At 74.7% G+C, this 14,270-nt stretch carries 15 protein-coding genes; 5 read left to right on the top strand and 10 right to left on the bottom strand.

Annotated features, from left to right (window positions below; all coding sequences use genetic code 11):
• Nucleotides 1–12: 12 nt before the first annotated feature.
• From FB454_RS22165 to FB454_RS22175, 3 genes are all read right to left on the bottom strand, one after another.
• Nucleotides 13–1,158 (bottom strand): RNA polymerase sigma factor, encoded by a 1,146-nt coding sequence (locus FB454_RS22165; protein ID WP_013286439.1) that lies wholly within the window; start codon nucleotides 1,156–1,158, stop codon nucleotides 13–15.
• An 8-nt stretch (nucleotides 1,159–1,166) separates the two neighbouring features.
• Nucleotides 1,167–1,604 (bottom strand): YciI family protein, encoded by a 438-nt coding sequence (locus FB454_RS22170; protein WP_047893363.1) that lies wholly within the window; start codon nucleotides 1,602–1,604, stop codon nucleotides 1,167–1,169.
• 168 nt (nucleotides 1,605–1,772) lie between these two features.
• Nucleotides 1,773–2,189: a DUF6069 family protein gene (locus FB454_RS22175; protein WP_145755394.1), complete on the bottom strand. Its 417-nt coding sequence runs from the start codon at nucleotides 2,187–2,189 to the stop codon at nucleotides 1,773–1,775.
• Between the two features lie 169 nt (nucleotides 2,190–2,358).
• On the opposite strand from FB454_RS22175, the gene FB454_RS22180 reads away from it, so the two are divergent.
• From FB454_RS22180 to FB454_RS22195, 4 genes are all read left to right on the top strand, one after another.
• Entirely contained in the window at nucleotides 2,359–3,462 is a 1,104-nt protein-coding gene (locus FB454_RS22180) for a histidine kinase (protein WP_145823396.1), read from the top strand.
• Entirely contained in the window at nucleotides 3,459–4,127 is a 669-nt protein-coding gene (locus tag FB454_RS22185) for a response regulator (RefSeq protein WP_013286443.1), read from the top strand. Before FB454_RS22180 ends, FB454_RS22185 begins: the two co-directional genes overlap by 4 nt.
• 242 nt (nucleotides 4,128–4,369) lie before the next feature.
• Nucleotides 4,370–4,852, top strand: a complete 483-nt coding sequence (locus FB454_RS22190; protein WP_013286444.1) for a hypothetical protein — start codon at nucleotides 4,370–4,372, stop codon at nucleotides 4,850–4,852.
• Nucleotides 4,853–4,925: 73 nt separating this feature from the next.
• Nucleotides 4,926–5,573, top strand: coding sequence for a class F sortase (locus FB454_RS22195; protein ID WP_013286445.1), 648 nt, complete (start codon nucleotides 4,926–4,928; stop codon nucleotides 5,571–5,573).
• Between the two features lie 3 nt (nucleotides 5,574–5,576).
• On the opposite strand, the gene FB454_RS22200 is transcribed toward FB454_RS22195, so the two are convergent.
• Both FB454_RS22200 and FB454_RS22205 read right to left on the bottom strand, forming a co-directional pair.
• Nucleotides 5,577–6,578: an aminoglycoside phosphotransferase family protein gene (locus tag FB454_RS22200; RefSeq protein WP_145823397.1), complete on the bottom strand. Its 1,002-nt coding sequence runs from the start codon at nucleotides 6,576–6,578 to the stop codon at nucleotides 5,577–5,579.
• 84 nt (nucleotides 6,579–6,662) lie between these two features.
• Nucleotides 6,663–7,343 (bottom strand): tyrosine-protein phosphatase, encoded by a 681-nt coding sequence (locus FB454_RS22205; RefSeq protein ID WP_145823398.1) that lies wholly within the window; start codon nucleotides 7,341–7,343, stop codon nucleotides 6,663–6,665.
• 175 nt (nucleotides 7,344–7,518) lie between these two features.
• On the opposite strand from FB454_RS22205, the gene FB454_RS22210 reads away from it, so the two are divergent.
• The gene (locus tag FB454_RS22210) at nucleotides 7,519–7,935 is read left to right on the top strand and encodes a YchJ family protein (protein WP_145823399.1); all 417 of its coding nucleotides are present in this window, start codon (nucleotides 7,519–7,521) and stop codon (nucleotides 7,933–7,935) included.
• Between the two features lie 98 nt (nucleotides 7,936–8,033).
• On the opposite strand, the gene FB454_RS22215 is transcribed toward FB454_RS22210, so the two are convergent.
• The 5 genes from FB454_RS22215 to FB454_RS22235 form a co-directional block, all read right to left on the bottom strand.
• Nucleotides 8,034–8,423, bottom strand: coding sequence for a DUF2267 domain-containing protein (locus tag FB454_RS22215; protein ID WP_030273179.1), 390 nt, complete (start codon nucleotides 8,421–8,423; stop codon nucleotides 8,034–8,036).
• 124 nt (nucleotides 8,424–8,547) lie between these two features.
• Nucleotides 8,548–10,410: a transketolase gene (locus tag FB454_RS22220; protein WP_145823400.1), complete on the bottom strand. Its 1,863-nt coding sequence runs from the start codon at nucleotides 10,408–10,410 to the stop codon at nucleotides 8,548–8,550.
• Between the two features lie 80 nt (nucleotides 10,411–10,490).
• Complete coding sequence (locus FB454_RS22225) at nucleotides 10,491–11,687, bottom strand: MFS transporter (protein ID WP_036311294.1); 1,197 nt, start codon at nucleotides 11,685–11,687, stop codon at nucleotides 10,491–10,493.
• A 205-nt stretch (nucleotides 11,688–11,892) separates the two neighbouring features.
• On the bottom strand, nucleotides 11,893–12,918 hold the full coding sequence (locus tag FB454_RS22230) for a mechanosensitive ion channel family protein (protein WP_030273185.1): 1,026 nt from the start codon (nucleotides 12,916–12,918) through the stop codon (nucleotides 11,893–11,895).
• A gap of 73 nt (nucleotides 12,919–12,991) precedes the next feature.
• Nucleotides 12,992–14,266: a hypothetical protein gene (locus FB454_RS22235; protein ID WP_013286453.1), complete on the bottom strand. Its 1,275-nt coding sequence runs from the start codon at nucleotides 14,264–14,266 to the stop codon at nucleotides 12,992–12,994.
• Nucleotides 14,267–14,270 lie beyond the last annotated feature (4 nt).

Consider the following 14,270-nt stretch of genomic DNA (forward strand, 5'->3'; position numbering starts at 1 on the left):
CCGCCGACCGGTTTATCCGGGGCGGCGGGTGTTGAGGCGGGCCGCCTGCCGGTTCAGGTGGTCGCGTTCGGCCAGGCTGGACGCGCGGCGGGCCGCCTCCGCGTACAGCCGGGCCGCCCGGTCCGGGTCGCCGTCGCGTTCGTGCAGGTACGCGGCCACCGCCGTGTACCGGGGCAGCGAGTCGTCGAGCGCCGCGAGCGCCGCCAGCCCGGCGCGCGGGCCGTCCGCCTCGCCGACCGCCACCGCCCGGTTGAGCCGGGCGATCGGGCTGCCGGTCAGGCGCACGAGTTCGTCGTACCACTCGACGATCTGCACCCAGTCGGTCTCGGCCGCCGTACGCGCGTCGGCGTGCAGCGCCGCGACGGCGGCCTGGGCCTGGAACTCGCCCAGCCGGTCGCGGGACAGGGCGGTCTGGAGGATGCTCACGCCCTCGGCGATCAGCGTGGTGTCCCACCGGCCGCGGTCCTGCTCAGCCAGCGGCACCAGGCTGCCGTCCGGCGCGGTCCGCCCGGCCCGGCGGGCGTGGTGCAGCAGCATGAGCGCGAGCAGCCCGGCCACCTCGGGGTGGTCGATCGCGGCGGCGAGCTGCCGGGTGAGCCGGATCGCCTCGGCGGCCAGGTCCACGTCGCCGGAGTAGCCCTCGTTGAACACCAGGTACAGCACGCGCAGCACGGTGGCGACGTCACCGGGCTGATCGAACCGCACCCCGGACACGGTGCGCTTGGCCCGGCTGATCCGCTGCGCCATGGTGGCCTCCGGCACCAGGTACGCCTGCGCGATCTGCCGGGTGGTGAGCCCGCCGACGGCGCGCAGCGTCAACGCGACGGCCGACGACGGGCTCAGCGACGGATGCGCGCAGAGGAAGTAGAGCCGCAGCGTGTCGTCGACCGCCGGCACCGGGCCGGGCGGCGGTTCCTCGTCCACGAGGTCCTCGCGCCGGCGCCGGGCGGCGTCGGCGCGCACCACGTCCAGGAACCGCCGCCAGGCCACGGTCACCAGCCAGCCCCGCGGATCGCGGGGCGGGTCGGCCGGCCAGACGCGCAGCGCCTCGATGAGCGCGTCCTGCACGGCGTCTTCGGCCGCCGCGAAGTCGGCTCCGCGGCGGACGAGGACACCGAGCACGCCCGGGATGAGGCTGCGGAGCGCGACCTCGTCCATCGGACGGATCACTCGGTGATGGTCGGCGGCGCGGTCAGGAACGGGCGCAGCTCCAGCCACTCGTGGATCGGCTTGCCGCCCTGCCCCGGCGCGGCCGACAGCTCGGCGGCCAGTTCGAGCGCGCGCTCGTAGCTGTCCACGTCGATCACCATCCAGCCGGCGATGAGGTCCTTCGTCTCGGCGAACGGGCCGTCGGTCACCGGCGGGCGTCCCTCGCCGTCGTAGCGGACGAACGTGCCCTCCGGGGCGAGCGCCTGGCCGTCGACGTACTCGCCGCTCTCCTGCAGCTTCGCCGCGAACTCCTGCATGTAGTGCACGTGCGCGGAGATCTCCTCCGGCGTCCACTTGTCGATCATCGGCATGTCGGACACCGGGGTCGGGCCGCCGCGGTAGTGCTTCAGGAGCAGGTACTTCATGAGTGTCTCCTCGTGGAGGGTGCGACCCATTCTGGCCGCGTTCACTCCGGGGACGAAGCCGGCGCTGCGTTCTCGACATCGGTGGCGGAGGAATTTCGGCGTCACATCGCGTAAGCCATCCTAGGAGGCTAGTTCTGATGGTCCGGACCGCCTGCCCCCGTCGCGGCGGTCCGGACCCGTCAGCGGATCGCCCGGCCGTCAGCGGGCCGCGGTCCGGCGCAGGCCGGTGATCAGCACCGCGCCCGCGACCAGGTGCAACGCCACCAGCGTCAGCGTCGCCGCACCCCCCACTCCCCCGCCCAGCGGCCCGAGCAGGGACACCAGCAGCACGAGGCCCGCGACCACCGTCCAGACGGTGCGGGCACGGGCGGTGAGCCGTTCCAGCAGGGCCAGCAGCGCCCAGCCGGCCAGCCCGGCGAGCAGCGTGCTCACCACCACGGCCACCGGCGTCACCCGCTGGTCCGTAGAGCCGCTGCGCGCGATCAGCTCCACCCCCGCGACCGGTACCGCGACCACCCAGCCCAGCAGCGCGGCGGCGGTCGCCGCGGACACCGTGAGCAGGCGGTCCCGGCGGCGGTTCGGGCGGGCGGTGACTGTCGGGATCGTGGTCTCCATCGGTGACTCCTCCACATCGGGACGACTGCCGGAAACGCTAGGTCCGGCGGGCCGCCGCGCGGATCGGGCCGCGGAGCGGTTCCCGGCTCCGTCGCCCGAACGACCACCGGCCCGGATCTCCGTCTGGCGACCGATGAGAAGCGGTGGACCGGCGGCCTAGCATCCGGACATGAGGTGCGCGCCCCGGTCCCGGTTCCTGCTGCTGCTCGACGGCGGCATCGCCACCGTGAGCATCGCCGTGTGCCTGCTCGCGCTGCTGGCCTCCGACGCCGGCCCGGACACGCCCGGCGCGACCGCCGTCGCGGTCGGCCTCGCCGTGGCGCAGGCGAGCTGTCTGCTGTGGATCCGGCGCCACCCGGGGTACGCCCTCACCGTCGCCGCGCTCGCGGGCGTCGGCCTGGAGGCGCTCTGCCCGCAGCTCGGCTGGCTCGGCCTGGTCGCGGTGCCGATGGCGTACGTGGCCCGGCTGCGCCCGCCCCGGTACTCGCTCGTCGCGCTCGGGCTGCTGCTGGCGCCCACGCCGTGGAAGCTGGTCACCGGCGGCTGGCGGGACCTGCTGCTGGCGGTGACCGCGCTGGCCCTGAGCTGGACGCTCGGCGAGCTGCAACGGGGCCAGGCGCAACGGCGCTGCGCGTGGGAACGGCAGGTGCTGGCGGCCGAGCGGGAACGCATCTCCCGGGAACTGCACGACGTGGTGGCGCACCACGTCGCGGTCATCGCCGTCCAGGCAGCCGCCGCGGAGGACGTGTTCGACGAGCATCCGGAGCAGGCCCGCGCCGCGCTCGCCGCGATCGACACGGCGGCCCGGTCGGCGCTGACCGAACTGCGGGCCATGCTGCACGCGCTCGCCGCCGACGACGGGTCCGAGCAGGGCGGGCCACAGCCGGGGCTGGCGCAGCTCGACGCGCTCGCCGACGCGGTCCGGGCGGTCGGCCTTCCGGTGACGCTGCACCGGGAGGGCGACGGCGAGGCGCTACCCGGCGGGGTACAGCTGTCGGCGTACCGGATCGTGCAGGAGTCACTGACGAACGCGCTGCGCCACGGGCACGCCACCCGCGCCGACGTGGACGTCCACTATCGCGACGGCGTACTGCGGCTGGAGGTCGTGAACGACGGCCCGGCGCCCGCCCGCCGGCCCGGTACGCCCACCGGGCGCGGCATCGTCGGCATGCGGGAGCGGGCCCGGCTGCTCGGCGGCACGCTCGACGCCGGCCCGCTGTCGGCCGGCGGGTTCCGGGTCCACGCGCGACTGCCGGTCGGGGCGGGCCGGTGACCGTGCGGGTGGTGGTCGCCGACGACCAGGAGCTGATCCGCGCCGGGCTGCGTACCGTCCTCGACGCGCGGCCCGACCTGAGCGTCGTCGGGGAGGCGGCCGACGGTGTCGAGGCGGTCGCGGTGGCGACGCGGACCCGACCGGACGTGGTGCTCATGGACGTGCGGATGCCCCGGCGCGACGGCATCGCCGCCACCCGGGACCTGGTGGCCGCCGGCAACCCGGCCCGGGTGGTCATGCTGACCACGTTCGACCTGGACGAACACGTCTACGCCGCGCTGCGCGCCGGGGCGAGTGCGTTCCTGCTCAAGGACACCCGTCCGGCCGACCTCGCCGAGGCGGTACGCGTGGTGGCCCGGGGCGAGGCCCTGCTCGCGCCCACAGTGACCCGGCGGCTGCTGGACCGGTACGCCGACCGGCTGCCCGCGCCCGCGCCCGCCGGCGACGTGCTCGCCGTGCTGACCGCCCGCGAGCGGGAGGTGCTGACGCTCACCGCGCGGGCACTGTCCAATGCGGAGATCGCCGCCCGGCTGCACCTGAGCACCGCCACCGTGAAGACCCACGTCTCGGCGATCCTCACCAAGCTGGGCCTGCGCGACCGCATCCAGGCGGTGGTGCTCGCGTACGACACCGGGCTGGTCCGGCCGGAGCCGCCGGTCCGGTAGTCGCGAACGGGACACCAGACCCCAGACGCGGCGAACCGGGACGGTTCGCCGTCCGGGCTGGCCCGGCATGTCCGCCGTGTCGTGGCGGCAGGGAGCACACCGGACGGCAACGAAGATTTCTCAATTACCCCCAGTGACCGCCGCAACCCTCCTAGTGTTGGCCACACCGGTGCTCGTCACGGAGTTGGCCACCCGAACGACGTCCCACGCCTACAGCGGACGAAAAGTGAGGGAAGACGCGGATGAAGGCACAGTCATTTCTCGGATCGGCGGCGTTCGGCGTGGGCCTCGGCGCACTGCTGCTCCCGGCCGCCGCGCTGGCGGACACCAGAGTCTCACCCGCCACCACCCCGGTCGGCGGCACCGTCGTGCTGACCACGACGTGCAACCCGAACGCCGGTGACGCGATCTTCCGGGTCACCGGCCCGGACCGGGACCAGAACGTCCGGTCCACCACGGCCGCCGCGGGCGGTGGCCTGAGCGCCGAACTGTTCACCGCCGGGTTCACGCTCGGCACGTACACGGTCGCCACCACGTGCGGCGACGGCAGCGACGGCGGCAGCGCCACGTTCACCGTCACCCCGATCGGCGGCGCGCAGGCCGGTGGCGGCGGACGCGACGGCGACACCGGAGTGCTGATCGCCGGTGGCGTGCTGGCCGCCGGGGCGCTCGCCGGAGGCGCGTACGCGGTCATCCGCCGGCGCCGCGCGGACGCCGCCGCCTGACCGGCTCGCCGAGCGGTCCGCCCGCGCCGGAGCATCCGGCGCGGGCGCCGCGTCCCTGTCGGACGGAGGTGGGATGCTGGCCTCGTCGCCGCACGGCGGCCGGTCGCGACTGCGCACCGCCGCCGTGGTCACCGCTCTCACGGTCGCCGCCGCCGCGGGCGCCGGCCTGGTCTCGGCCGGGCTCGGCACCACGTCGGCGGCACCACCGCAGCCCGGCGTCTCCGCCGCGCCCGCCACCGAACGACCGGGTACGGCCGGCCCGGCACTCCCCCGGTCCACGCCGGTCCGGGTCACCATCCCCCGCATCGGCGTCGACGCCGAGATCGTCCCGGTCGCCACCGACGCGGACGGCGCGCTGGAGGTGCCGCCGCTGGAACGCCCGGAGGTCACCGGCTGGTACCACCCCGGTCCCGCACCCGGCCAGGCCGGCAACGCGGTGCTCGTCGGGCACGTCGACTCGCAGCACGGCCCGGCGGTCTTCTTCGACCTCGGGCGGCTGCGCAGCGGCGACACCATTCGCGTGCTGCGCGCCGACGGCCGGACCGCGACGTTCACTGTGGACGGCGTCGGGGCGTACCCGAAGGAGCGCTTCCCCACCGCGCGCGTCTACGGCGGCGACGCGGCGGCGCGGCTGCGGTTGATCACGTGCGGCGGGCGGTTCGACCCGCGGACCGGCAGCTACCCGGACAACATCGTCGTCTTCGCCACCGCGACCCGGTGACGCTCAGTCCGCCAGGTCGGCCAGTTCCGCGCCGAGGAGTTCCGCCAGCAGCTCCACCCGGCCCGGGTCGTTGTCGGCGGTGATGTTCCGGCTGGGCATCTCGACAGTCATCAGCAGGTAGAGATACAGCCGGTAGAGCCCGAGCCGCCGCCGCGCCCCGGCGTCGAACGGGAACGGCGCCGCCGCCCGGTAGGCGCGTACCAGCGGGTCGTCCGGCTCGTCCTCGGCGCGGCGGAACAGCAGCGGCGACACGAGGTCCATCAGCGGGTCGCCCCACAGGTACCGCTCGCCGTCGACCAGGCCGGTGAGCCGGGGCGTGCCGTCCGGCCCGTCCACTGCCAGCACGTTCCCGGCCCAGCCGTCGAAGTGCAGCAGCGCTGGGCGGTGTACCGCGTCGAGCACTTCCGCGTGCCGCGCCACCAGCTCCCGGATCCGGGTCGCGGGCGCCGGCAGCGGCACCGCCCAGTCCGCGGCGTCGGCGAGCATGTCGTCCACCATGGCCGTGTAGGCGTCCCGCCAGGTCGCCCCGGAGGCCCGGTCGCCGTCGTAGCCGTACCGCTCGCCGGTGACGCCGTGCAGCGCGGCGAGCGCGCGGCCGAACTCCGCGCGCAGCGGCCCGACGTCCGCGCCGGCCCGGCTCAGGTCCCAGAGGGTACGACCTGGTAGCCGCGCCATGAGCAGCCAGTCACCGAGGTCGGGGTCGGTGCCGTGGTGCAGCAGCGCAGGCGTCGGCACCCCCGGTGCGCGGTCGGCCACCAGGCGCAGGTAGTGCGCCTCCGCGCCGATCATGTCGCGCTCGTAGCGCAGCAACGGCACGTGCGGCGCCGGACCGACCTTGAGCACCACGTCCCGGCCGTCGGTGAGGCGTACCCACCAGACGGCGGCGAAGCCGCCACCGGTCAGCGGCCCGCAGCCGGCCACCTCGGCGCCGGATCCGAACGAGGCGGTGAGGTGGCGGCGGACCTGATCCGGGTCGAGGGCACGCTGAGTCGGGCTCACGCTCATGGTCCGGGGAGCGTAGCGCCTGCGGCTGCCTCGTGGGCGCAGCGATTGCGAAGACGTGCGGTACCGGCCGGTGGCACGACCGTGTCAGGCAAGCACCCCCCGCAGGGCCTCCAGTTCGACCTCGGTGGCGCCGGCAGCCTGAAGATAGGCGGAGACCGAGCCGTGGTGGCTGCGGATCCACACCATGGCATGAAGCAGGTGCGCTGCGGTCACCGGGCGGGTGCCGTGTCCGATCGCCGCGCCGGCCGGCGATCCGGTGAGGTCCAGAGCGGCGTTCGAGCGCAGGAAGTCCTGGGTGACCTCCGTATCGGAAGCATTCAGGAGAGTCTGGATGACGGCGACGACGACTCCGGTGCGGTCCTTGCCGGAGGCGCAGTGGACCAGGGCAGGTAGTGCACCAGGGGTGATGAGCTGCCGAATGATCGCGACGGTGGCACGACCCGCCTGCTCAGCCATGTACGGGTACAGCGCCACCTGGTCGTCCGGCCAGCTCTGCTCGGTGAACACCGGAAAGTGGCAGTGCTCGACGCCGAGACCCGCACACCGGTCCGGCCGGTCGGCCACCTCTCGGATGCTGCGGAGGTCGATGACCGTGCGTAGCCCGAGGTCCTCCAGCTCCCGGGCACCCTCGGGCGTCAGGAGATGCAGGGCGCCAGAGCGATACAGGACCCCACGGCGCAACGACCCGACGCCGCCTGCGTCGCGGAGGTTCCGGACGCCGGAACCGCCGGTGGTGGCGTCGGCCGTGGCCCCACGAGTGATCATGGAGGCGACTATACGAGGTCGGTCAGCCGACGCTGGTGGCCTCAGCCGCCTCGCCGGCGACTGCCCCTCTCGACCGTCCTCGCCATCGAACAGTGCGCCCTCTCATCCTGTCCCGTCCGGGATTCCCCGGCCTACCGGCGGCGAGGGAGGTCGTGGTGTGGGAGAGAATCGCCGGGTGGCGAGACGGAAGGCGCGCGAGGGCGCGGGTGAGCGTCCGGCGGCCTGCCCGTGCGGCACCGGCCGGCCGTACGCGGACTGCTGCTCCCCGGTGCACCGGGGCGAGGCGACGGCGGCGACAGCGGAGGCGCTGATGCGGTCCCGGTTCAGTGCGTTCGCGCTCGGCGACGCGGCCTACCTGCGGCACAGCTGGCACTCCACCACCCGCCCTGAGCGGCTGGAGCTGGACCCGGGCACCCGCTGGACCCGGCTGGAGATCGTGGAGACCGGGCAGGGCGGCCTGTTCGACAGCGCCGGGACGGTGCGGTTCCGGGCGCACTACCGCGAGGGCGGGCAGGCGGGCGTCCTGGCCGAGCACAGCCGCTTCGCCCGCGAGGACGGCCGCTGGGTCTACCTGGACGCGCTGCCCGAGTGACGCCTCCCCCGGCGCCGACGGTGGCGGCCCGTGGCGGCGGGTGTTAACAAGGGGCCCTTCCTCTACCGGAGGCGTTAATAAGGGGCCCTTCCTTTCGCCTAGGCGGGGCGCGGGGCGGGCTGGGCCAGCTCGGCGATCTCCCGGGGCAGCTGGGACAGCGCGCGGTTGAACTGGGCCGGCCCGATCACCCGGTGCAGCGCCTGCAACACCGCCCGGGCGCCGCGCTCGGCGTCGGACGGTGTGGCGCCGGAGCGCTCGGCGACCCGGCGCAGGAACTCGTCGTACCCGAAGACCTCGGGGTCCTCGACGCGGGCGCGTGCCAGCAGCGGACGCAGCTCGTGCGCGACGTGCGCGGACAGGTCGTCGGCCTCGCCGCCGCTGATCCGTTCGGCGAGCGTGCGCAGCGTCGCCTCGGTCAGCGCGCGGGCCGTCTCCACCGGCACGCCGGCACGGGCGGAGACCCGCGCGTAGAACTCCGGTTCGGCCATCGTCTGTCCTCCCGTCGCAACGGCACCGTGGCTACCCGCCGCCGGTCCGGGCAAACACCGCCGGCGTCCGGGGACCGCGCAGACACCGTCCCAGGCCGGGCACGCGCCGCCGGCGAATAGGCGCTCAGGCCAGGGCCCGCGCCGCCGAGACGATCGCGCCGACGCCGATGCCGGCCCGGTCGAGCTGCTGGGCGGGGGTGCCGGAGCCGGGCAGCCCGCGTACCGCCAGGTGGTTGACCCGGGCCGGTTCGCCCAGGTCGGCGAGCGCCTCCAGCACCGCGGAGCCCAGCCCGCCCTCCGGGTAGTGGTCCTCGACCACCACCAGCCGTCCGCCGGTCTCCACGACGGTCTCGGCCAGGCGCTGCCGGTCCACCGGTTTGATCGAGTACAGGTCGATCACCCGGGCGTCGATGCCCTCGCGGGTCAGTTCGTCGGCGGCGGCGAGGCAGAGGTGCACCGTGACGCCGGTGCCGAGCAGCGCCACGTCCCCGCCGTCGCGCAGCATCCGGCTGCCGCCGATCGGGAACGGCTCGGCGTCGTCGTAGAGCACCGGGTACGCGCCGCGCGTCGTCCGCAGGTAGCTGACGCCCGGCTGGTCGGGCATCTGGGCGACGAGGGCCGCGCAGGAGACCGCGTCGGCCGGGCACAGCACCGTGGAGCCGGGCACCGCCCGCAGCGCGGCGATGTCCTCCAGCCCCATCTGGGACGGGCCGTCCGGGCCGATCTCCACCCCGGCGTGCGAGCCGACGAGCGCGATGTCGGCCCGGGAGACGCCCGCCATCCGGATGAAGTCGTACGCCCGGGACCAGAACGCGGCGAACGTAGCCGCGAACGGCCGGTAGCCGCGCACCGCCAGGCCCACCGCCGCGGCGGCGAGCTGCTGCTCGGCGATGAACATCTGGAAGAACCGGTCCGGGTACGCGGTGGCGAAGCGCTCCGCCCGGGTGGAGTCGCTGACCTCGCCGTCGAGCGCGACCACGTCGGGCCGGGCCGCGCCGAGGGCGCGCAGCGCGTCGCCGTACGCGTCCCGGGTGGCGACCTTCGCGCCGCGCTCGTACGTCGGCAGTTCCGGTTGCCGGATCTCCGGCGCGGCGGCCCGGGGCGCGGGCGGTGGCTTCGGTCCGGCGACCCGGATGCGCCGGGGGCCGCCGAGCGCCCGCACGGCGCGCTCGGCCAGCTCCGGGTCGAACGGCTTGCCGTGCCAGGACGGGTTGTTCTCCACCTCGGGCACGCCCTTGCCCTTGACCGTGCGGGCCAGCACCACTGTCGGCCCGGTGGCGTCGCGTGCCTGCCCGTACGCCTCGTCGATCGCGCCCGGGTCGTGGCCGTCGACCACGATCGCCCGGCAGCCGAACGCCTCGACGCGCCGCCGGTAGGTGTCCAGGTCCCACTCCAGTTCGGTGGGGCCGCGCTGGCCGAACCGGTTGACGTCCACGATCGTGGTGAGGTTGCGCAGCCCGTAGTGGCCGGCCTTGTCCAGCGCCTCCCACACCGAACCCTCGGCGGTCTCGCTGTCGCCGCAGAGCACCCAGACGTGGGCGGGCGACCGGTCCAGGTACTGGGCGGCGAGCGCCACCCCGACGCCGACCGGCAGGCCCTGCCCGAGCGAGCCGGTGGCGACGTCCACCCAGGGCACCACCGGCGTGGGGTGGCCCTGCAGGCGCGACCCGGATCGCCGGTACGTCTCCAGCAGCTCCTGCTCGCTGATCGCGCCGGTGGCCCGGAACACCGCGTACAGCAGCGGGGAGGCGTGCCCCTTGGAGAAGATCAGGTGGTCGTTGCCGGGGTTGCCCGGGTAGGACCAGTCGTAGCGCAGGTGCCGGGCGACGAGCACGGCGAGCAGGTCGGCGGCGGAGAGGCTGGACGTGGGGTGCCCGGAGCCGGCCATCGTGCTGCACCTGATCGCGTCCACCCGCAGCTGGGCGGCCAGGTCCGCCAGCCCGGTCAGGTCCTCGTCGCGCAGTGTGCGCTCTGCTTCCAACGTCACCGCGATCGTCCCCCGGGGTCGCCGAATTTCCGGACCAACGCTAGGCCGCGAACGCGACCATTGGTCCCTTTTCTGGCGATTCATGCTCGACCGGTGAGCAGCCAGAGCGCCACCAGCAGGTACGGCAGCACCGCGACCGCGAAGGCAGCCGGGTTGCCCATCGCACCGGCGAGCAGCCCGTACCCGGCGTAGAAGGCGACGATGGTCAGGTCGGTGGCCATTCCGGCGAGCGAGGTGACGGTGGCCCGCGCCGACCCGGTGATCCGGGCCTGGAGCCGCACGTCGGCGAGCACCGTGGCCAGCTGGAACGCGGCGAACGCCGCAGCCAGCAGCACGAACCCCGCCGGGTGCCGCAGCAGCGCCCCGGCCGCCGTCGCCGCGGCCGCGAACACGAGCAGACCGGCGTACCCGCTGTGGGACAGCCGCTCGCCCAGCGGCGCGAGCAGCCCGCCCACAGTCATCCCGGCCCACACCAGCAGGAGCAGCAGCGGTACGCCGACCTCGGCCATGCCGGTGTCGGCGGCCAGCAGCCCGGTGTACTCGTCCAGCCCACCCCAGATCGCTGTGACCGCCGCGACCAGCAGCACGGCGGCGCGGACGCGGCGGTCGGCCCGCACCTCGCGCAGGCCCAGGCGCAGGCTGTCCAGCCAGCCGGGCTCGTCGTCACCCGCGCTCGGGACAGGCGCGGCCGGCGGCTGGCGGTGCTCCGGGAAGCGGGCCGCGACGGCAGCCGCCAGCAGGCACGTGACCACGCTCGCCGCGCCGACAGCGAGGTAGCCGCCGAGCGCGAACACCGGCCCGGCGAGCACCCCTGATCCGACCGCGCCGAGCACCTCGGCGGTGCGGGTCCGGCCGATCAGCCGGGCGTACCGGTCGGCCGCGCCGAGGCGTTCCAACTCGGTGAAGACGAGCGCCTCCAGCGCGCCGGAGCGCAGTGCGCCGCCGGCACCCCAGAGCAGGAAGCCCACGGCGAACGCCGGATACGACGGCAGCAGCACCCAGAGCGCGAACCCGGCGGCGGCCAGCAGCGGCGCGAGGCAGAGCAGCAGGCGGCGCGACACCGCGTCGGCCCACACGCCGGAGGGCACCTCCAGCACGATGCCGGCGGCCGCCCAGAGCACGAACAGCGAGGAGATCTGCCCGACCGACAACCCGGTGTCGGCGAACAGCAGCACGTAGAGCGGGTAGAGCAGGACGAGGTCGGTGAGGAACGCGTACCCGTAGAGCGTCGCCGCCAGGCGGCGGGTCGCTGGTACGCGGGCAGGAGCGACGAGCATGGAACCTTCCCACGGGACGTGACGGACACCGGTCGGAATGCACGGCGTCCGCGGCGGCCCGCGGCCTCGTCGCTCAGGAAGGCATCAACATCGCCAGGTCATGCCGGGATCCTATCCGCCGCGAGGCGCCCGGGTGGTCCCCCGGCGGGCACGAATTCGGGGCGGGACCGTGTGGTCCCGCCCCGGTTCGTCTCCGCTGTTCGGGTCAGCGGCGGAACTTCTCCACGTCGGCCTGCGGAATGACCATGGTGGCCTCGTTGTCCGCGGCCTGCTCGGCGGTCGGCTGGCGCGGCGTGGTCGGCTGGGTGCGCTCGGAGTCGGCGTACGCCGGAATGTGCTGCGTGGCCTCCGCGCCCGCCTGCGACGGCACCGGCTCGGTGGGGTCCTCACTTGCGGCGGCCGTGGTCGACGGGGTGGCCGGGTACGCCGGCACCGGCTGCGTGCGGTCCGCCTCGGCGTCGCGGCTCACCGGCTGGGTCAGCTCGGACTCCGCGTACGGGCCGGTCGCGGCGAGCCGGGCCTCGACGTCGCGCCGGCCGGCCTGGTACGCGCGGGCGTGCGTGGCGATGGTGCGCGACTCCTCCTCGGCCCGGGTCAGCCAGTTCTCCCAGCGGCTCTGCATCGGCCGGACCAGCCCGCCGCCGACGCCGACGACCAGGATGCCGCCCACGGTGGCGAGCACCGCGATCAGCACCGGGGTGGTGACGGTGGTGGCGACGCCGATCTGGTTGAGCGCGGCGATGACGCCGAGGCCCAGGATGAACACCGAGGCGAGGTTCGCCAGCACCCGGCCGTACGAGAGGCCACCGAGCGCGCTGGAGATGATGTCCTTCACCGCGCGGGCGATGGCCGCGGCGACCACCACGATGACGATGGCGACGAACGCCCGGGGCAGCCAGGCGATCACGCCGGCGATCAGGTCGGAGATGGGGTTCGGGCCCCAGATGCCGAACGCGAGCTGCAGCGTCACCAGCAGCACCCCGTAGTAGGCCAGCTTCGCGACGATGTCGCTGGCGTCGTACTTCGAGCGGGCCAGCGCGGTCTTGATCCCGCCGCGCTCGACGGCCCGGTCGAAGTGGACCCGCTCCAGCACCTTGTCCACGAGCTTCAGCACGGCCTTGGCGATCAGCCAGCCGACGACCAGGATCGCGACGAACGCGACCGCCTTGGGCAGGAACAGCATCACCGAACGGAACGCGTCGCCCACCGCGTCCCCGAAGTTGTCTCTCATCGAAGGGCCTCCACGTGCATGGTCCAGGTTTGTTCGGGTGGGGCTACCCGGACGGGCGCGCGCGGAAACGCGGTCAGCCTCCGGGGCAGCGGTAGACGACGCGGGTGCTGGCCTGCGCCGTCGTCGGTTCGACGATGTTGACGGTGGCGATGCCGGTGGTCGTACCGACCCCGGTGAACGTCCACTTGAGGGTGAGCGCGGCGGTCTGCTGCCCGCTGCCGACCCGTTCGGTGAGCACGGCGCCGGGCGGCGCGTCGGAGCGGAACCACTGGTACCGGATCGTTCCGCCGCGCCCGTTGGTGCGCACGGTGGCCACCACGTCGACAGTCACGTCGCAGGCGACACCGGCCGGCCGGGGCACCGCGACGGTGACCCCCTCGACCTCCAGCGGGCGCAGCCGCTGCCACAGGTAGAGGCCGACAGCCAGCAGCAGCACCACGGTGAGCAGCGTGGACAGCACCGAGACGACGCGACGCCAGGCCGGACGCGGCCGTATCGGCGGCGCGGTGGGCCAGGGCGGCGCGGGCGGCGGCGTCGCCGGCACGCCCGGCCCGAAGCGCAGCTCACCGCCCGGGGCCGGCACGCCACTCACCGCCCGCGCGTGGCCGGTCCGATCCGGGTACGCCCCGGCGCCGGTCGCCGCCGTCCCGGTGGTGTGACCTCGATGCGGTACGCCGGTGGGCTGCCAGGAGGCGGTGGGCTGCCACGATGCGGTCGGTTCCGCGCCGTGGCGCTGGGGCGGTTCCGCGCTCGGACGCGGGTGGACGGTGGCCTGTCCGGTCGCGTTTCCCGGTGCTGGGCGCATCTGGACCGTCGCCTCGCCCGCCGAGCCGTCGAGGGCCGGACTCAGACTCACTGTCCGCTCCCCCGCCCTGCTGTCCGGAGCCGCCACGAAGTGAACGGTCGCCTCACCTGTGTCGTCTGCCCGGCCCGGGCGGATGTGCACGGTCGGCTCGGCATCGGGCGGTGTCGCCGTGGCCGAGGCGGCGAGGTCTGCGGTGCGGTCGTCCCCGCCGGGGATCGCCGTCAGGTGGACTGTGGGTTCGGCGGTGGGTGGCTGGGCGGCCCTCGCCCCGGGGAGGTGGACGGTGGGCTCCGACCTGCCGGTCGCCGCCGGGGTGTCGACGGCGAGCCGGACGGTCGGCTCCGCGCTGTCGATGACCAGTGCCGTCGTCGGTTCCCCACCCTCGGCAGCCGGCTCCGCCTGCATGACGGCGAGCGGCACCGTCGAGCCGGCGTCGGCTCGGGGCCGGGTGAGATGGACGGTGGGCTCGGCGGCGTCCGCGTCGCCGGTGAGCGGCAGGGCGCGGGTGGGCAGCGCCTCGGTGGGCTCGTCGGGGCGGGTCACGCCG

This window comes from Micromonospora sp. CNZ297 (genome assembly GCF_007827625.1).